This is a genomic window from Streptomyces sp. Ag109_O5-1 (assembly GCF_003814875.1).
In the GTDB taxonomy this organism is placed as follows: domain Bacteria; phylum Actinomycetota; class Actinomycetes; order Streptomycetales; family Streptomycetaceae; genus Streptomyces; species Streptomyces sasae.
In genome coordinates, this window is sequence record NZ_RKQF01000001.1 from 482,314 (window position 1) to 500,905 (window position 18,592).

The window sequence follows — 18,592 nt, forward strand, 5'->3', positions numbered from 1 at the left end:
CTCCAAAAGAACTCGTGCACCCATGCGCTGGCACGAACGCCATCTGCCGGCAGTCACAGGACCCGACCTTGCGCGGACCCCCGCGACCACCTCTGTGAGACACATTGACTCACAACCCCTCTATGAGTCAACTTGCCTCACTGTGAGCTGGATCATGCGGTCGTCTCCGTGCCCCCTACGGCAGTCTCCATGCCGCCCTACGCCTCCCCCGCGACCGCGGTGGCAGCAGCGGCCGCGCGGGCGCCGGTGCTCGGCGGAGCACCGGCGCCCGCGACGGATGTCAGGCCCAGGCGAGAGCGTCCTCGACGGGCACGCGGGGCAGCCGCGGGAACCTGGACGGCCTCTACTGGGGCCTGCCGAGGGCGGGGTCTGTCGGTCGCCTGCCTCGCGCCGCGCCCAACCGGGCGAAGTACGCAATCAGTTCGGGATCGTCGACCGCCGCGGGGTTGAGGACCTGCTCGGCGGGGGCGCCCCGAGGGGGCCCGGGCCGCCTCGCCCGTCGGCGGTGACCGCTCGACGAGCGTGGGCGACCCGGGCGGTCGGCGCGAACATCGCCACCAGTCGCATCCGAGGACGTGGATCAGAACGGCTGCGGCGTCCGTCGCGCTTCCTCCGGTCGGGTCACTTCATGGCCGCGAGGGCCGCGTCGACTCCCGCGGTGGGCGAGCCGAGGCCGGTGACGGTGTCGTAGCCGGGACCTGCCGTGCACTCGGCACCGCACTTCCCGTTGGAACCGGCGGTGATGTCCCGCAGGGAGGTGCCGCCGAGCGCGTAGACGTCGGTGTGCGCGGTGTCGCCTTCCGGTCCGGCCGCGGCCAGGGGCGGCTTGCCCGCGGCGGCCCGGAGCTGGTCGGCCGAGGCGATGACCGCCCCCCAGATCGGGGCGGACAGGCTGGTGCCGCCCACCTTCACCCACAGGGAGCTGGTGGTGCCGTCGGGATTGGTCGTCGTCAGGTAGACCGGCACGCCGGTGGCGGGGTCGGCCACGAAACTGACGTCCGGCGTGGCCCGCAGCGGCGAGGACTGCACGCCGTCCTGGTAGGCCGGGCGCGGCTCGAAGTAGCTCAGGCCGCCACCGGTGCCCTTCCACGCCGTCTCGCTCACCGTGTTGCCGTCCGCGTCCAGCTGGAGGTTGGTGCCCCCGATGGCCAGGGCGTACGGGTTGGTGGCGGAGTAGCCGCCGGGGTGGCCGCCGTCCCCGGTGGACTGGACGCAGACCGAGTCGGCCAGCCTGCAGTGGCCGTCGTAGAACGCCTCCTCGGAGAACTCGCCCGCGCCCCAGCTGTTGCTGACGGCGGCCGGGTGCAGTGCCGCGGCCGCGTCATCGGCCCGGGACAGCGCGGCCATGGTCGGGTCCGCGCCCTCGACCAGGACGATCTTGGCGTGCGGGGCCACCGAGTGCGCCCACTCGATGTCCAGCGCCTCCTCCTCGTTCCAGCCGACGTCGACCGCGGGCCGGGTGCCGTCGGCGTAGAGCTGCCGGAAGTCGAAGCAGTCCGTACCCGTGCTCACCGAGTCGCAGGTCGGCGGCAGGTCGAAGTGCGCGGCGAAGTGGTTCAGGTCCGCCTTCGCCGTCGGGTAGTGGTAGGCGTCGACGATCGCGATCGTCTGACCGGTGCCGTCACCCTTCAGGCCCAGGCGTGCCTGGATCTGCTGCGGGGTGTAGCCGGGGGCTACCTCGCTCGCGTTGTCCTGGCCCACGCTCAGCTTCCTGGCCGTCGGCACCGTCTTCTGGATCTCGATCGGGACCGAGGCGGTCCCGATGGGCATACCGAGGTCCTGCAGCGGGCTCGCGCTGCGGACGCTGCCGCCGCGCAGCTGACCGGCCCCGGCGGTAGCCTGCGGGGCCACGGCCGAAGTGCCGCCGGCCGGCGGCGTCGGGACGCGGGTGGGCTCCTTCTCGGACAGCTTGAAGGTGGTCAGGCCGTGCGGGAAGTAGTCGATGTCGTTGACAGCGTCGCCGATCGACTGGGCCGAGATGTTCAGGGCCCGCCAGTCGAGCGCAAGGCCGATCATGTCGTCACCGGGCCCGTCGCCCAGCTTGACCGTCTGGATGTGGCTCGCTCCCAGCGCGGGGTCCACGGCGCTCTCGCGCAGGAACCCGTCGTTGGCCGCGAAGGGGGTGTCGTAGGACCACAGGCCCTGGTAGGCGCCGACGAACGCTTCGGTTCCGCCGACGGACTTGGCGAACACTCCGGAGTGGAAGCCGAAGAACGTGGGTACGTCGTAGGGCTTGCCGCCGTCCGCCGGGTAGACGTAGTCGTTGAACTCGCGCATCTCGACCAGGCCGGTCTTCTCGGAGGCGACGAAACCCTGCGACGTCCCGGGGCTGGAGTAGTTCTTCAGCACCGCACCGGTGCGCGAGTCCAGGATCTGGACCAGGTGCTGGTAGGTCCTGAAATCGCCGGTCCACGCGAAGGCGACACCATGCCCGTGCGCACCCGGGATGTCCGGGTCGGCCAGGGCCGGGTCCAGCGGCACGATGGCGACGGCACCGGAACCGGTCGCCTTCCTGGTCCAGTCGGGGGTGCCGGTGGCGGCGTTCAGGCTGACCGCCGTCGGCGCGGGGTCGGTGGCCTCCGTGGGCAGGCCGGTGCCGTGGTGCGTGCCGCCGTACTCGAAGAACAGGTGTCCGGCGTGGTCCGTGGTGACGCTGGAGAAGACCAGGTTCTTGCCCGCCGTGCCCTTCGGCCGGTACGTCCACCGCGTCCTGCCCTGCGGGGTGTAAGCCTTCAGGCTGCTGCCCGGTACGACGATCTCGGAGCCGCCGTGGCCGATGCCCACGACCGTGAGCGAGGCGACATAGCCGCCGGTGCGCACGTTCGCGCGCACCTTGCCGGTGTGCGTGTTCAGCACGGCGAAGCCGCTGTCGGTCGCAGCCACCACGGAGTCGTCGGCCGCGTGCCTGGCGGGGTTCGGCAGCAGACGCAGGACGTGCACCGAGCTGTCGACCGTGGTCCGCCACAGGATGGTCGGCGTCCCCTTCTTCAGGGACTTGCCGTCGAGGGCGAGGACGCCACGGCTCTTGCCACCGGTGATCAGGTCCTTGACCCCGTCGTCGTTCACGTCGGTGGCGACGGCCGCATAGAGGTCGCCGGCCAGGGGCATGGCCCGCATTCCGCCGGTGCGGGGGTCGACGGCGTAGGCGGTGTCGTCATAGCCGACGGTGAGAAGTCCGCCCTGGTAACGGGTGATGGTGTCACCGGCGACGGCGCCCTGCCGCCGCCAGTCGAGGTGCCCGGTCGCCGCGTTCAGCCCGACGAGCTGGGTGTGCTCCGGACCTGCGGGGGTGGCAGCCTTTGCCGTGGCCGGGTCGGAGAGCGAGGCGAACACCTCGCCGCCCTTCTCGTCGGCGGCCAGCTGCATCGTCGGAGCGTTGTACCCGCCGACCGTGGAGGCGCTGGTGTAGGACCAGAGGGTGCGGCCCTTTGCGCCCCAGCCGGAGACAGTGCTCTGGCCGACCGTCAGGTCGGCGTTGACGCCGAGCTCCGCGACCGCGAACCGGGCCTGCCGGCCGTGCGCGTTCGGCAGAACCCGGAAGGCCTCCGGCACGCTGCCCTCCCGCGAGGTGATCACCGTGCGACGGCCGCTGTAGGCGTCGACCCCGGTCAGGTCCCAGCTCACCTTGTCGAACGGGTCGTTCTGCTCGACCACCAGGACGCGGTCCGCGCCCGGGTCCTTGACCAGCATGCGCGGGTAGCCGGGGGTCTTGGCGTGCGCGGCGACCTTGCCGTCGGACGTGTCGAGGACCAGCACGTTGCCGGCGGCGGGCCTCGGGCTGCCCAGGTCCATGGGGGTGTCGGACCAGGACGCGGCGATCCGGCCGGCGCCCATGGACGTCAGATCGCCCCAGTACGCCCAGGGGGCGTGCGTCGAGTAGGTCCAGGCGGCGGTCCCGCTGAGCTTGCCGTGAGCGGCGCGGCTGAAGGTGTAGGCGGTCAGGTTGCTGCGGCTGTCGCCCTGTTCGGCCACCGGGTCGCCCGACCAGTCCGGGCCGGCGGAGCCGGCGACGACCAGCTTGCCGTCCTGGGCCAGCATGTTGCCGACGAGGCCGGGCAGCAGCTTGCTCCAAGCCGTGCTGCCGGTACGGCCGTCCAGGACGGTGACGAAGGTGCCGTAGTCCAGCTTCGAACCCGGCGTGGAGAACGGCCGGAACGGATACTCGCCCACCGCGTAGGCGACGGCGACGTCCTTGACGCCGTCACCGTTGAAGTCGCCCGTGACGTAGGGCTGCCTACCGGTGGGCGTCATCTGGAAGGGGTTGTAGCCGGCATAGAGGTTCGGCAGGTAGTCGTAGGGCTGGAACCAGTTGTCGGGGGTCACCCGCCAGTCCTTGTACAAGGAGGTGGCCCCGCGGTTCCACACCTGCTTGCCGTGGGCGTCGTAACGGGCGACGGTGCCGCCGCTGTAGACGGCCACCCAGTCCTTGGTGCCGCCGAGCGGCAGGCTCTCGACGTAGCCCCGCCCGGTCTCCCACTGGCCGGTCCGCTTGAAGCCGGGGGCGGTGGGCGTGGTGCCCGTGTCCTTGGTGGCGCCCGCCGTCACGCTGGGCTTGGTGCCCGGTAGCGCCGGAGCGGCAGCGGCGGGGCCCTCCTGGGCGGCGACCTGACCGGGCGTGCCGTCGATACGGGGTTCGTACCGCTTGCTGAGTTTCTCGATCGCGGCGGCGGTCAGCCGGATGCCCTGAGCGCCCTGCGGTGGGGCTGCCTGCGCCGGTGGTGTGACCAGCAAGCCGGCAGCCAGCGCCAGCACGGCGGCGACCATGCCGGAGCGTATGCCGGTTCCACGCGTTCTCAATGGATACGCACCTCTCGGGTGGGAAACGGGGCGGCCGGCTCGCAAAGAGCACTGGTGAACCGCCCTGCGGGGGATGCCGGTACTGTTCCAGCACACCCGCCCCAGCGGGTGAGGAACGGCTGGCCGATACCGGCCATGAGCCGGTTGCGGCCATGAGCCGGGTACGGCCATGAGCCGGGTACGGCCGGAAGCCGGTTGCAGCCGAACGCCGCCTCGGCCGGGAATCGCAAAAGGGAGACGAGCCTGTGCTGGAACCCGTGGGTCTCGACGATCCGACAGAGCGCACGTACCGCCATCTACTGGCTTCGCCGCCGGTTACGGCCACCGAACTGGCAAGGCATCAGTCCTGCAGCACGGCACAGGCCCGCCGCATGCTGGACGAACTCGTCGCCGTGGGCCTCGCCGTCCCCTCGGCGGGACGGCCCACCCGCTACGCCCCGCTGGACCCGCGCATCGGCCTCGCCGCCCTGATCCGCGCGCGCCGTCTGGAACTGGAGCGCGCGGAGGCGGCTCTGGACGCCTACGGCGCCGAGTTCAACGAGCGCAAGCTGAGCTCCGATCCGAGTCGGCTGGTGGAGATCATCGAGGGGCCGACCGCGATCACCGACTGGCTGACCGAGCTGATGGCGGGCGCCGAGCACGAGGTGCTGTGCTTCGACGCCCCGCCGTATCTCACAGCTGACGCAAGCGCGTTGCGGGCCGAGGAGGACCTGCTGGCCCGTGGCGTACGGGCACGGGCGGTCTACTCGAGCCAGGTGCTGGCCATCCCCGAGCGCGCGGAACTGCTCCAGCGCTTCGTGCTCCTCGGCGAAGAGGCCCGGGTGCTGCCCCATGTGCCGCTGAAGCTCCTGGTGTTCGACCGCCGCGACGCCATCATCCCGCTCACCGCGGGCGCGGACGACCTGCGCAGTACGGCGGCGCTCGTCCATCGCTCACCGCTGTGCGACGCACTCGTCGACCTCTTCGAGGCGAGCTGGCAGCAGGCCACCCCCGTCTTCGGCAGCACGGCCCGACCCGCGGACGACCACCCCGACCTCGGCGAGGACGATCGCGCCCTGCTCCACCTGCTCCATGCCGGGCTGAAGGACGAGACCATAGCGCGCCAACTGGGCCTGAGCGAGCGCACCCTGCGTCGCCGGATCGCCGGCCTGACCACTCGCCTCGAGGCGACGAGCCGGTTCCAGGCCGGCGCGCAGGCGGTTCGCCGTGGGTGGATCTGACCACCGCCCCCAGAGTGCCGGCGCAGCGGACTGGTGCCTGACAGCAGCGGCCGTCCCGAAGGGGCAGCGGGATCTACCGGACCTGGTCCGCCGGTGCGTGGGCGCGCGGGCCGACGTCGTTCCCCGTCACGCGGCAGCGGGAAGGAGGCCGCGGGCGACCTCGCGGGCCTCTTCCGGGGAGAGGCCGAGCATGTGCAGGAGCATCTCGGCCATGGTGCCCGCGGCCTGCTCGACGTCGGACTCGGGCCTGCTGAACCACAGCTCCAGAAGCGCCAGCAGGCTGCCGTTGAGCGCGGACAGGGCAATGCCCGGGTCGGGGACCGTGAAGCGGCCCGCGGCGATGCCCAGTTCCATGTCGCGCCTGGCGCGAGGGGCCAGTCCACTGCCGGCGCATATGCGGCCGAGTTCGCTGTGGCACAGGATCCGCATGATCTCCGGGTGCGACTCGGCCAGGAGTGCGCTGAGCCGCAGACCCGCGGCGAGGCGTTCGGCGGGATCGTCGACGCCGTGCAGGCGCTCGTCGATGGCCTGGGCGAACTCCTCCATCGCGTCGTGCACGGCCGCGTCGAACAGCTCCGGCTTGGAGTCGAAGTGATTGTAGAAGGAGCCGAACCCCACGTCCGCGCGCTCTGCGATGGCCCGGATGCTGGCGCTGGTGTCGCCGGACTCGGCCAGGATCTCGCGCGCGGCGCGGACGAGTGCCTGCCGGGTCTCGGTACGACGGCGTTCGAATCGATTGCCGGGTGGAACTGACACGAGCACGCTCCCCAGATAGCACAGCTCTGGATGTTTCCTCGCGGCCACGAGCCCGGCCGCCGCCACGGCCGACGTTTCGTTCCTCACCCGGCGGTGACCTGTCCGCGACCGCCCTACAGATCTGATCGTTCAATCAATTCTGTGGTTATCTTGACGATGAAGCCGTCATGGGTGATGCTTTCATCAGAAATAACCTAACACAGACAGCTATGTCGTGCTTATGACTCTTAGGGATGACATAGGCGATTCGCCGCGCCTCCGATATGCCACAGGAGAGCCGACGCCCTGATCCGACACCTCGCGGCTCGCCTGCCACCACTGCCGTGCCGCGGATCGGCGTACCCCACCGCATGCCAACGCTGTCCGCACCATGCATGCGCAGGAAGGGATGAACCATGAACACCAGTCAATCGAAGCTCGTCGAGCCGGTGAAGCCGAACGAGGCACCCGACGCGGCGATAGCCATGATCAATGAGGAGGGGACGGTGGTCGGGTGGACGCAGGCCGCCCAGCAGTTGGTCGGGTACTCGGCCAGGGAGGTCGTGGGCCGGCCCGCGGCACAGGTACTGCCGTTCAGCCAGGACGCCGCGAGGGCCAGTGCGCTCGCGGAACGGTGCCGCGCCGAGGGCGGCTGGTCCGGCACCATCACGGTCCGCCACCGCGAGGGTCACACGCTCACCTTGACTCTGCGGGTCTCACTGCTGTGGGGAGAGAACGGAAGCCACCGGTGGCTGGTATGCGTGACCGACATAGGCGGGCTCTCCTCGGGATCGCTGAACGGATCGCTTCGCGAGTCTCTGCTCACCCACGCGCCGATCGGCATCGTCGTCCGCGACCTGCAGCTGCGCTGCATGTGGGTGAACGACGCCATGGAACTCCACGACGGCATTCCCCGTGCCCAACGGATCGGGTGCCGGCTGCGGGACTCGCTGTCCGGCTTCGAGGCCGAAGCGCTTGAGGTGGTCATGCAGCGGGTGCTGGAGAGCGGCACCAGCACGGTCCACGAGTACCGGGCGTGGCCACCCGCAGACCGGCGCCGCGAGCACGTCTTCTCGGCCTCGTTCTTCTGCTTCCAGGACGCGGCCGGCAAGCCACTGGGGGTCTGCTCCATGAGCGTGGACGTCACCGGCAACCGACGAGCGCGCGAACGCCAGGCCATCCTCAGCGAAGCCAGCACGCGCATCGGCAGCACCCTCGACGTCCTGCAGACCGGGCAGGAACTGGCCGACCTCACCGTGCCCCTGCTGGCCGACCACGCCCTCGTCGACCTGGTGGAGTCGGTTCCGCTCGTCCTGGAGCCCTCGGCGCGGATCGGCACGGCGAACGGACGCCCTCCTGCGCTGCGCCGTGCGGGTCTGGCCTCCGTCGAGCTCGGCATGCTGGAGCTGCCCTGGGTACGCGAAGAGCTGATCCACGTCCACCCCGCCTCGCCGTTCGCCGACGTACTGCGCACGGGCAGGTCACGCCTGGTCCCGGTGCTGGACATGGACACCCATCTCGGCCCGTGGGTCCACCAGGACCCGACGCGGGCGCAGAAGGTCCGTGACAGCGGGGTCTACTCGTTGATGATCGTCCCCGTCCACGCGCGGCGATGCGTGCTGGGGCTGGTGATCTTCGGCCGTTCCGAGGAGCCGACGCCGTTCCAGGAGGACGACCTCCTGCTCGCCGAGGAGCTGGTCACCCGGGCCGCGCTCTGCCTGGACAACGCCCTGCAGTACGCGCGGGAGCGCACCGCGGCCCTCACGCTCCAGCGCGACCTGCTCCCCCACCGGGTACGGGGCGGCGCCGCCGTGGAGGTGGCCTCGCGCTACGTGCCGGCCGACACGGACCACGGGGTGGGGGGTGACTGGTTCGACGTGATCGAGCTGTCCGGCGCCCGGGTGGCCCTCGTCGTCGGCGACGTGGTGGGACACGGCATCAACGCCGCCGCGACCATGGGCAGGCTGCGCACCGCCGTGCGCACGCTCGCGGACCTGGAACTTCCCCCCGACGAACTGCTGGCGCACCTCGACGACACGGTCCGCCGGCTGAACGACGAGAACGAGGTCGACGACGAGAGCGCCGACCAGGCTCCCGCGGTGGTCGGCGCCACCTGTCTGTACGCCGTTTACGACCCGGTCACCCGGCGGTGCACGATGGCGCGGGCCGGGCATCCCCCGCCCGCGATCGTCGACCCCGAGGGCTGTGTCACCTTCCCCGACCTGCCCGCCGGAGCCCCGCTCGGCCTCGGCCTCGGAGTGCTCGCCTTCGAGTCCGTGGAACTGGAACTGCCCGAGGGAAGCGTCCTCGCCTTCTACACCGACGGCCTGGTCGAGTCCCGAGACGACGACATCGACATCGGCCTGCAGCGCCTGAGCGCGGCCTTGACCCGGTCCGGCCGGTCGCTGGAGGACCTGTGCTCGCTCGTGGTGGAGACCTTGCCGGCCTCGGCACACTCCGACGACGTCACCTTGCTCCTGGTACGTACCAGCGCGCTGCAATCGGCCCAGGTCGCGTCCTGGGAGCTGCCGAACGAGCCGACCGCCGTCGGCACCGCCCGGCACCTGGCCGCCCGCCAGCTCGGCGCATGGCGGCTGGAGCATCTCCTGCCTACCGTGGAACTGATCGTCAGCGAGCTGGTCACCAACGCCCTCCGTTACGGAAGCGGGCCGGTCCGCCTCCGGCTCATCCAGCACCAGGTCCTGACCTGCGAGGTCTCCGACAACAGCACCAGCCACCCACACCCCCGGCATCCGAGCACTCTCGACGAGAGGGGCCGCGGCCTCTTCCTCATCGCTCGCCTGTCACGCAGGTGGGGCTCCCGCTCCGCATCGAACGGCAAGGTCGTCTGGGCCGAACAGGACCTGCCCTCCGTCGCCGTCGCACGGTGACCCCCCGAGCGGCGGCACGCGCCGGCGGCCGGTCGGCAACCGCCCGGCGAAGCGGATCCGCCGCCTCGGCGGCCTCCGCCGAGGAAAGGCCGAGGAAAGGCCGGGGAAAGGCCGAGGAAAGGCCGAGGAAGGGACGAACACCCAAAGGGGCGGCCGGGCCGTCCGGGAACACCTCTCCTGAACCCGCTTCCCAGCGCACCACGTGGCGCCGTCAGCCGGCGTGCCGGCTGTGCACGACTCGGCCGACCGTCGAGGCCAGCCGCTCGATGACGGACTGGTCAGGCGTCCGCCCAGCGGGCGTGGCGCCCGGCCGATGGCGGGGGACCCGTACGCGCAGTGCCCCGGGACTGATCCAGCACCGAACGGGAGTCGGCAGGGTGACGGCTTCGCCGTCCAGGCCGACGGGTACGGCCGGGACATCCGCGTGGACGACGACCTCGTCGGGTGTGGCGAGACGGGTCAGGCCGCGCGTCTGCCCGCCGAGGAACCGAGCCGCCGTTTCGGCGGGGGTCTCCGCCCTGGCGGCCAGTACACCCAGCAGACCGGCATCCAGCCGCGGGCGCCTGCCGAGCCCGGCCGGATCGTCCACTTGGTAAGGGTTGTTGCTCACCAGCACGGCGTCGCCCCTCGACGGTGAGCAGACCGACGCGCACTGTCAGCTCCGGACCCTCGTGGCGGGCCAGGAACTCATACCCGGCCGCCCTGAACGCGTTCGCCACCTGGACCAACGGCCTGTGCCGACCCGAGACCCGTGAGCTCCTCAAGATCGCCCCGACCTCGACACAGGCAGCGCAACTGACCCGCGCCCAGGTGCAGGCGGCCCTCAAGCGTGCCGGCCGCCAGCGCGGCATCGAAGCCGAGGCCGATCGCCTCCGTAACATCTTCCGCGCCAAGTGGGCCCACCAGCCACCGCTCGTCGAGGACGCCCTCGGCAAGCAGATGCTCGCCCTCCTCATGCAGCTCGACGCCGCTTGCACTGCCGCCGACCAGCTCGCCGAGGCGGTGGAAGAAGCGTTCCCTCAGCACCCCGACGCCGAGATCCTGACAAGCTTCCCCGGCCTCGGCGTCCAGCTCGCCGCCCGGATCCTCGCCGAAATCGGCGACGACCGCACCCGCTTCGCTGACGCCCGCGGCCTGAAGGCATACGCCGGCTCCTCACCGATCACCCGCGCCTCCGGCAAGAAGTCGAGCATCACCCGCCGCTGGGTGAAGAACGACCGGCTCAACCACGCCGGATACCTCTGGGCCTTCGCCGCGCCGAACGGATCACCAGGTGCCAAAGCCCACTATCGTCGCCGTCGCGACGAGCACGGAGACTGGAACGCCGCAGCCCGCAGGAACCTGTCCAACCGCTTGCTCGGCCAGCTCTACCACTGCCTGCAAAAGCGCGAGTTGTTCGATGAGCAAATCGCGTTCCCCACCGAACTCGCCACCGCAGCTTGACACCTTGGCAACGTGAGGTATCTGGCGCGTCCTCGGCAAGGTCCGCACCGACCCGAAGTGGGCGACCGCCCTGGTCAGGGCCCTGCTGGTCCTCACGAACCACGAAGTCGCCCGATGACCGCCGATCTTCACCAAAGTCACGCGCCAGCGACCAGCACGAGCATCCCGATGCCCACGCACACCACCCCCGTGACCAGCAACTTCAGCTTGCACACCTCTCATTGGTGGGGTGTTGTCGCGGCCATGGCCCGGCTGGGTGGTCACTGTGCCGTCATAGGCTCCGGTGCGTTGTGGGCGTGGCGGTAGGCCAGTGGTGACAGGCCCAGGTGCGTGTGGAAGTGCTTGCGCAGGGCGACGGGGTCGCCGAAGCCGCAGACGGTGGCGATCCGTGCGACGGTCAGGTCGGTGGATTCCAGCAGCAGGCGCGCGTGCGCCAGCCGCCGTTGTGCCAGCCACTTCAGTGGGCTGCTGCCCACCTCGCTGCGGAAGCGCCGGGTGAAGGTGCGGACGCTCATGTGCGCGTGGCGGGCCATGTCCTCCAGTGTGATCGGCTCGGCCAGCCGGTCCAGCGCCCACTGGCGGGTCGCCGAGGTGGAGCGGTCGGTGTCCTGCGGTACCGGGTGCTCGATGAACTGCGCCTGGCCGCCCTCGCGCCATGGCGCCACCACGCAGCGCCGCGCGGCGGCCGAGGCCACCGCCGCTCCGTGGTCCAGACGGACCAGGTGCAGGCACAGGTCGATGCCGGCGGCTCCGCCGGCGGACGTAAGGATGCGTCCGTTGTCGACGAACAGCACGTCCGGATCGACCTCGATGTCGGGGAACAGCCGCGCCAGTTCGTCGCACAGCGTCCAGTGTGTGGTGGCCCGGCCGCCGTCCAGCAGACCGGCCGCCGCGAGCAGGAAGGCCGAGGTGCACAGGCTGACGATGCGGGTTTGCGGCCCGATCCGGTCCAGTGCCGCGGCGAGTTCCCCGGGAAGCGCGCCGGTCGCGAGCAGGTCCTCGCCGGGCTCCTGAGTGGCGAGGACGACGGTGTCCGCGCTCTCCAGCACCGACTCGTCGTGGTCGACGACGATCCGGTAGTCCTCGTGCGTGCGCACCGGCCGGCCGCCGAGGGAGAAGGTGACGACGGAGTACAGAGGAGTCCCGTCCGGCTTACGGGCCTCGTTGAACACCCGGGCCGGGATGCCCAGATCCAGCGGCAGGACTCCGTCGAGGGCGAGAACAGCGACACGATGCGACATGGCTGGAATGGTACGACAGGTGGCCCTCCGGCCACTCACCCGCCCTGGCGGGCACTCGCCACTCTTTGTGTAGCGGGGACGCAATCCCCGCTGAAGGAAGAGCAAGACAGGCATGAGCGAGGACACCATGAGCGAGAACACCATGCGGGCAGTCACCATCAGCGAGTTCGGCGGAGCGGAGGTGCTGACCGTCGAGGAGGTCACGCGCCCCGAGCCGCTGCCGACCGAGGTGCTGGTACGGGTGCACGCCGCCGGGATCAACCCGGTGGACTGGAAGACCCGCGAGGGTCAGGGAATGGCGGGGCTGCAGACGCTCCCGCTGATCCTCGGCTGGGACGTCTCCGGCGTCGTCGAGGAGGTCGGCTTCGGCGTCACCACCCTGAAGGTCGGCGACGAGGTGTACGGCATGCCGTGGTTCCCGCGCGCCGCCGGCGGCTACGCAGAGTACGTGACCGCACCGGCCCGCCAGTGGGCCCGCAAGCCGGCCACCCTCGACCACGCGCACGCGGCCGCCGTGCCGCTGGCGGCGCTGACCGCCTGGCAGACCGTGGTCGACACCGCCCACGTCCAGGCCGGCCAGCGTGTCCTGATCACGGCCGCCGCCGGCGGAGTGGGCCACTTCGCGGTCCAGTTCGCCCGGCACCTGGGCGCCCACGTGATCGCCACCGCCAGCGCCGCCCGCCACCCCTGGCTCAAGGAACTCGGCGCCGACGAGACCATCGACTACACCACCACCCGCTTCGAGGACGTCACCAAGGACATCGACGTCGTCATCGACCTGGTGGGCGACGCCCACGACAACACGAGCACCCGCTCGCTGAAGGTCCTGCGCCCGGGCGGCCTGCTGGTCGCCGTACCGGCCGGTGTCTCCCCGGACCTGGCCCAGGCCGCCGAGGCGGCCGGCGTGCGGGTCACTCCCTACCTGGTCGAGCCGGACGGTCCCGCGCTGACCACGATCGCAGGCCTGATCGACGCCGGTGAGGTCGCCGTCGAGGTAGAGGACGTCTTCCCGCTGGAGCAGGTCGGCACGGCCCAGGCCCACGTCCAGGCCGGCCGCACCCGCGGCAAGGTCGTCCTCACCGTGACCGACTGACCATCCCCGCACACAGTCAGGAGCAGCACCGTGTACTACGAGATCCGCCGCTACCAGGCGCAGCCCGGGCGCCGTGAGGAGTGGGTGCGCTACATGGAGGACGTGGTCATCCCGTTCCAGGCCTCGCTGGGCATGGACGTAACCGCCTCCTTCGTCGACGCCGAGGACGACGACGGCTACGTATGGATTCGCCGATTCGAGGACGAGGCCCAGAGCGAGGCCCTGTACGCGGCCGTGTACGAGCACGACCGCTGGAAGAACGAGATCGGTCCGGTCGTCTACGACCTGCTGATCCCCGAGAAGTCCGTCGTCACCCGTGTGGTCCCCACCCCGGCCTCACCCCTGCGATGACCCGGCTCACAGCCGCTTCATCCGCCACCGCACAGCACCGCACAGCACCAGCAACAGCAACAGCAACAGCAACAGCAACAGCAACAGCAACAGCAACAAAGGAACCATCATGAGCACCGAGACACTCCAGAAGTCGACCCCCGCCTCGTCCATCACCCAGGCCGCCGCCGGCGCACTCATCGCGGCGGTACACGCCGCGGCTGCCCGGATCGGCTTCACGGCGTCCATCGCCGTCACCGACCAGGGCGGACATCTGAAGGCATTCGACCGCGCCGACGACGCGCCCTTCCTCACCGCCGAGGTCGCCCTCGACAAGGCCTGGACCGCGGCCTCCTTCCGAATCCCCACCCACACGTGGAACGACTTGCTCGCCAACCCGCAGATCGCGCCGCTGGGCGGCCACCATCGTGTGATGGCCGTCGGCGGCGGCTACCCGATCATCGAGAACGGCCAGTACGTCGGAGGGCTGGGGATATCCGGTGGCACCTACGACCAGGACCAGCAGGCCGCCGAGGAGGCCCTCGCCGCCCTCGGGTTCGAGCTGCCCGGTCTCTGACCAGCCACGGAGGGTCGGCCCGTGGCTGACTGGCGCCAGGCCAAGCCACAGACCGACATGTGCGCCGTCACTGATGGCTGCAGCCATTGCCCTGATCAGCCGGCCCCGCGGCAGCCTGCGTCCTGACGTCGCGCGGCCGCCGGCCGCGGTGGCTCAGCGGGTGGAGAGGGACGCCGGGCGCCCCGCGTCCAGGCCGTCGCGAAGATCACCGACGACCAGGACGAGCTGCTGGCTCTTCGCCTGGACCGCGGCCTCCTTCCGAATCCCCACCCACACGCGCCCGGGACGAGGGCGGCAGCCCCGGTCCGTCGTCCTCGGCAGGCGCCAGAGCAGGCGTCCTGCGGCGTCACGGTGATAGTTCTGCACCATGATCTGGCGCAGGGCCTGGACACGGGGGCCGAACGCCCGGCCTTCCCCGTTTCGGTGCAGGTGCTCTAGGAGCAGGACGGCGTCGTTGCCGGTGGCGAGGATCCTGGTCTTGGGCTTGGTGGGGTTCTTGCCCAGGCGAAGCGGCCGGCCGTAGCGGCGCCCCCAGTCCTCGTCGACCAGTCCGTCCGGCAGGTGGCCGGCGGTTCGGCGATCTCTGCCAACGCGGCGCGGACCGCCTCGGTGATCAGTTCCAGGGCGGGTCAGGCCGCGCACCGCGGCCAGCACGTGGGTGGAGTCGGTGCGCTGTGTGGTGCGTTCGCGCACCAGGCCGGCCTCCTTGAGGCGGGCCAGCGCGAGGTCGAGGAGGCGGTCGGCGCGGCCGCCCTCGGTGAGACGGTCACGGAAGTCGGCCAGCACGCTGTGGTGGAAGCCGGGGTCGTCCAGCTCCATGGCCATGGCGTACTTGAAGTCGATGCGGCAGCGGACCGCCTCGGCGGCCTGCCGGTCCGACAGGCCGACCAGGAACTGCAGCACACAGACGGTGGCCAGTTGGGCGGGCGAGAGGCCCAGGCGCCCGTCGCGCGGGTACCAGTCGGCGAAGTCCTCGTCGCGCCACAGCCCATCGAGGCGGTCGCGCACCCATATCGCCGCCGTTCCGTCCGGGTTGCTCGCCCGCGCGACCTGCGCAGTCAGAGGCGGGACCTGCTCACCGGAACGGGGGCGGAGGGACAACGGGCACCTCGACCGCTGCATCGGTCAACGGAACTACCCGAGCATGCCCCTTCACCATGCTGCCGCACCGCGAAACTCCAAGATCCCCTACAGAGTCAAGCTAGGGCCGCGCCCGTCAGACGCCGCCCTCCTGGACCTCATGGCGGAGTGGATCACGAAACCTTAAGGGACCCCACGGCATCTTCGCGACGCCCTCAGACGTACCGCCAGGTGGGTGGCGCGTCCGGAACAGCACCTCGTCAGGGTGCGGGACGCTCCGGAGCGGAGTGTCAACGGCGGGGCGGCCCAGGCCACGGCCACCGCGAAATGCCCGCTTCACAGGGGTACAACTTCTACCACGACGGGGAGGCAGGAGTCGCTGCCGGACCCCGCCCACCACACGTGAGCCGAGAACAGCGAGGGTGCCCGGATTGCGGGGCACCATTCCAGTGGCGTAGAACGGCAGCGGACCTGCGACGACGGAGGTGGCATGCGGTCGTCCACCCCTGACGGTGAAGCGGGGAACCTCCCCGTTCCGGTCAGCAGCTTCGTCGGAAGGCGGCACGAGCTGTCGGAGATCAGACGGCGGATGGCCGACTCGCGCCTGCTCACACTGACGGGCCCCGGCGGGGTCGGTAGGGACCGGCTCGCGCTGGAGGCGGCGACCGCCGCGCGCAGAGCGTTCGACGACGGCGTCTGCTTCGTCGACTGCGCGGCCGTCCGCGACGGTAGCCTGCTTGCCGAGACCGCGGCCTCCACCCTTTCGCGACGTGGGCGATCGGCCGGCGGGCGGCGCTCGCGCCGACCAGGAGATGGTTGTGGGCGAGAGCGTCGGTCAGGGCGTACAGGACCAGGCGCTGCCATCCGCCCATACAGTCCTCATGCTGGGTGCCCAGGCTCCGGGCCCGGGCGAGGTAGGCGTTGATGTGCCGGCAGTGGTACTCGAGCAGTGCCAGCAGCTCCTGCGGCACCCCTTCACCTGCCGGGCGGGGAGCAGGCGGCACGGTGCGTGCCGCGGATGCGGGCAGCAGGCCGTGGCGGATTCTGCTGGAGTAATAGTCAAGACCTGTGGGTGACTGGTCTTCAGCACATGACTTCGGAGGTGGTTGGCAGCAGGGGCTGTTTCCCGCTGCAGGGCTGCGGAGGGCTGTTTCGATGGGAACGGTCAGCTGCTGTTACGTTTCTCGAATGAGGAAGGGACCTACTACGTGGAGAGCCGGGGCGGACGAGCCGCTCGGCTTCTTGATCGCTTCGGTGGGCAACGCGGCGGCTCTCGCATTTGAGTCGACCCTGGCCGAGGAGGACTTGCATCCGCGGCATTTCGCCGTGCTGCGCGGGCTGCGTGACGGCGGGGAACATTCGCAGCAGCAGCTTGCCTCCTCACTCGGTATCCCGGCCAGCCGCTTGGTCGGGCTGCTGTCGCTGCTCATCGAGAGGGGCCTGGTGGAGCGGCGCGAGTCGCCGAGTGACGCCCGGGTGAAGCTGGTGCGCCTGCGGGAGGAGGGCCGGGTGGAGCTGGAGAAGCTGATCGGGCTCGCGGGCGCCTCGGAGCGGCGGCTGACTGCGGGTCTGGCGGCGGAGGACAAGGCTGAGCTGCGTCGGCTGCTCGGGATCGTCTATGCCAACGTCGCTGTTGAATCCGGGGCGCGACCCGCTCGGGTGTGGTGATCGGGCCTCTCTGGCCTGGTTGTTCGATCCAGTGACGGGGTGCGCCTTGCAATACCGTTTCGGTTGTAATAATTTCAGTGGAAACGGATTGGGCGCCTGCAGGGCGCCCCGCCAAGGGAGACGATGATGACGGTCAAGAGCGGGGACACGGTCGAGGAGTTCCTTGAGCGGGTCCAGCAGGCATGGAACGCGGGTGACGCGACGCGTTATGCCGCGCAGTTCGCCGAGGACGCCTCATACGTGATCTTCATGGGAGATGCCATGTTCGGGCGCGCCGCCATCGCGCAGACACACCACGAGGTGTTCACCCGGTGGCAGAAGGGCACGCGCATGACAGTCAAGCCGATCGATGTGCGAATGCCGGACGAGTCCACGGCGGTGGTGACCACGGTCGGCGGCATCGGCAAAGGCGGCCGGGTCGATGTGGACAAGTTCCAGACCTTCACACTGCGTCGCCGCGACGGACGTTGGGAATGCGTGGCGTTCCAGAACACTGAAATGAGTCGCCGGTCCAAGCGCGCCTACCGCTCCCGGTGACCGCCCGCACCCGTTCTTGATCTCGACACGGCAACACGGCCGGCCGGCCAAGCGCATCGACCAGGGCGTGTGCCGACGTCGCCGTGGCCACCACGGACGGGCCACCGGCGGCGACCAGCGCCGGGCGTCGCGTCATGCCACCGACTGTCCGACCTGTTAGGTGCCCGCCGGAAGCACCTGCCGCACCCGCGGCGGCAAGGAGGACCACACCCCGCGGTTCATGCTCGTCCCCCAGCTCCGTGCCGAACTCGAAGTCCGCACCCCTGCCGATCGCGGCCCTGGCCGCACGTGGGAGATGGGCCCCGCGATCGAGGCCGCAGTGCCGGAGGCCGCGACGAAGCCCACGAGGGTGGGGTACGCCCGTTGCAGTACCGCTCAGCAAGAGCTCCAGAGCCAGCTCGACGCCCCGGAAGAGGCGGGCTGTGATCCGGTCTTCTCGGAGAAGATCAGCACCCGGGTCAAGGTGAGGCCGGAGTTCGTCAAGGCGATGGACTTCGCCCGCACCATCAAGAAGGCCGTCCCGCACCAGCGGGTGATCTTCACAGTGCACGAGATGAAGCGCCTCGGCCGCGGCGCCGCCGAGCTGCTGACCATCGCCGAGGACTTGCGCCACCACGACATCCAGCTCGAACTCCTCACCGGCCCCCTTCAGGGGGTGTACGACCCGTCCGGCCACGGCGCCGCCCTGTTCGCGTTCTTCGCCGACATGGCGGAGTCCGAACGCGAGTACATCCGGGAGAAGTCCCTGGAGGGCCAGGCGTCCGCCCGCGAGCGCGGCCGGCATGGCGGGCGCCCCAAGGTTGTCGACGACGACATGGCCGCGTACGCCCGCAGCCTGCGGGCCAACGGGGTCCCCGTCCCCGAGATCGCCCGAAAGCTAGTCATCACCTCGGGCAAGAATCAGGGCAAGCGGCCCTCGGTCGCCACCGTCTACCGCATCCTCGCCGAGGACGCCGACAGCACCGAATGAGCCCGGACGC

13 protein-coding genes and 1 pseudogene are annotated in these 18,592 nt (G+C 70.4%); 9 read left to right on the top strand and 5 right to left on the bottom strand.

Annotated features, from left to right (window positions below):
* Window positions 1-621: 621 nt before the first annotated feature.
* Window positions 622-4,797 carry a hypothetical protein gene (locus tag EDD90_RS02190; RefSeq protein ID WP_123971468.1) on the bottom strand — a complete coding sequence of 1,392 codons (4,176 nt, stop codon included), beginning with the start codon at window positions 4,795-4,797 and terminating at the stop codon, window positions 622-624.
* A 245-nt stretch (window positions 4,798-5,042) separates the two neighbouring features.
* On the opposite strand from EDD90_RS02190, the gene EDD90_RS02195 reads away from it, so the two are divergent.
* A complete protein-coding gene (locus EDD90_RS02195) occupies window positions 5,043-6,017 on the top strand; it encodes a helix-turn-helix domain-containing protein (RefSeq protein WP_123971469.1) in 975 nt (324 codons plus the stop codon).
* Between the two features lie 126 nt (window positions 6,018-6,143).
* Here EDD90_RS02195 and EDD90_RS02200 read toward each other — a convergent pair whose 3' ends face one another.
* Window positions 6,144-6,779 carry a TetR/AcrR family transcriptional regulator gene (locus tag EDD90_RS02200; RefSeq protein ID WP_123971470.1) on the bottom strand — a complete coding sequence of 212 codons (636 nt, stop codon included), beginning with the start codon at window positions 6,777-6,779 and terminating at the stop codon, window positions 6,144-6,146.
* Window positions 6,780-7,168: 389 nt separating this feature from the next.
* Between EDD90_RS02200 and EDD90_RS02205 the strand changes: the two genes are divergently transcribed.
* On the top strand, window positions 7,169-9,643 hold the full coding sequence (locus EDD90_RS02205) for a SpoIIE family protein phosphatase (protein ID WP_123971471.1): 2,475 nt from the start codon (window positions 7,169-7,171) through the stop codon (window positions 9,641-9,643).
* Window positions 9,644-9,854: 211 nt separating this feature from the next.
* Here EDD90_RS02205 and EDD90_RS02210 read toward each other — a convergent pair whose 3' ends face one another.
* Window positions 9,855-10,253: a hypothetical protein gene (locus EDD90_RS02210; protein WP_185148876.1), complete on the bottom strand. Its 399-nt coding sequence runs from the start codon at window positions 10,251-10,253 to the stop codon at window positions 9,855-9,857.
* A gap of 71 nt (window positions 10,254-10,324) precedes the next feature.
* On the opposite strand from EDD90_RS02210, the pseudogene EDD90_RS02215 reads away from it, so the two are divergent.
* Window positions 10,325-11,086 (top strand): annotated as a pseudogene (locus EDD90_RS02215) (transposase); the annotation flags it as partial.
* Between the two features lie 260 nt (window positions 11,087-11,346).
* Here EDD90_RS02215 and EDD90_RS02225 read toward each other — a convergent pair.
* On the bottom strand, window positions 11,347-12,327 hold the full coding sequence (locus EDD90_RS02225; protein ID WP_123971472.1) for a GlxA family transcriptional regulator: 981 nt from the start codon (window positions 12,325-12,327) through the stop codon (window positions 11,347-11,349).
* Window positions 12,328-12,454: 127 nt separating this feature from the next.
* Between EDD90_RS02225 and EDD90_RS02230 the strand changes: the two genes are divergently transcribed.
* From EDD90_RS02230 to EDD90_RS02240, 3 genes are all read left to right on the top strand, one after another.
* Window positions 12,455-13,420: an NADP-dependent oxidoreductase gene (locus EDD90_RS02230; RefSeq protein WP_123980790.1), complete on the top strand. Its 966-nt coding sequence runs from the start codon at window positions 12,455-12,457 to the stop codon at window positions 13,418-13,420.
* A 30-nt stretch (window positions 13,421-13,450) separates the two neighbouring features.
* Entirely contained in the window at window positions 13,451-13,771 is a 321-nt protein-coding gene (locus tag EDD90_RS02235; RefSeq protein WP_123971473.1) for an NIPSNAP family protein, read from the top strand.
* 109 nt (window positions 13,772-13,880) lie between these two features.
* Window positions 13,881-14,327, top strand: a complete 447-nt coding sequence (locus EDD90_RS02240) for a heme-binding protein (protein ID WP_123971474.1) — start codon at window positions 13,881-13,883, stop codon at window positions 14,325-14,327.
* Between the two features lie 153 nt (window positions 14,328-14,480).
* On the opposite strand, the gene EDD90_RS02245 is transcribed toward EDD90_RS02240, so the two are convergent.
* Window positions 14,481-15,428 (bottom strand): transposase, encoded by a 948-nt coding sequence (locus tag EDD90_RS02245; RefSeq protein WP_260327524.1) that lies wholly within the window; start codon window positions 15,426-15,428, stop codon window positions 14,481-14,483.
* A 1,221-nt stretch (window positions 15,429-16,649) separates the two neighbouring features.
* On the opposite strand from EDD90_RS02245, the gene EDD90_RS02255 reads away from it, so the two are divergent.
* The 3 genes from EDD90_RS02255 (at window position 16,650) to EDD90_RS02265 (ending at window position 18,582) form a co-directional block, all read left to right on the top strand.
* On the top strand, window positions 16,650-17,075 hold the full coding sequence (locus EDD90_RS02255; protein WP_221305058.1) for a MarR family winged helix-turn-helix transcriptional regulator: 426 nt from the start codon (window positions 16,650-16,652) through the stop codon (window positions 17,073-17,075).
* A gap of 126 nt (window positions 17,076-17,201) precedes the next feature.
* Window positions 17,202-17,612 carry an SgcJ/EcaC family oxidoreductase gene (locus EDD90_RS02260; protein WP_123971476.1) on the top strand — a complete coding sequence of 137 codons (411 nt, stop codon included), beginning with the start codon at window positions 17,202-17,204 and terminating at the stop codon, window positions 17,610-17,612.
* A gap of 160 nt (window positions 17,613-17,772) precedes the next feature.
* Window positions 17,773-18,582: a recombinase family protein gene (locus tag EDD90_RS02265; protein ID WP_123971477.1), complete on the top strand. Its 810-nt coding sequence runs from the start codon at window positions 17,773-17,775 to the stop codon at window positions 18,580-18,582.
* Window positions 18,583-18,592 lie beyond the last annotated feature (10 nt).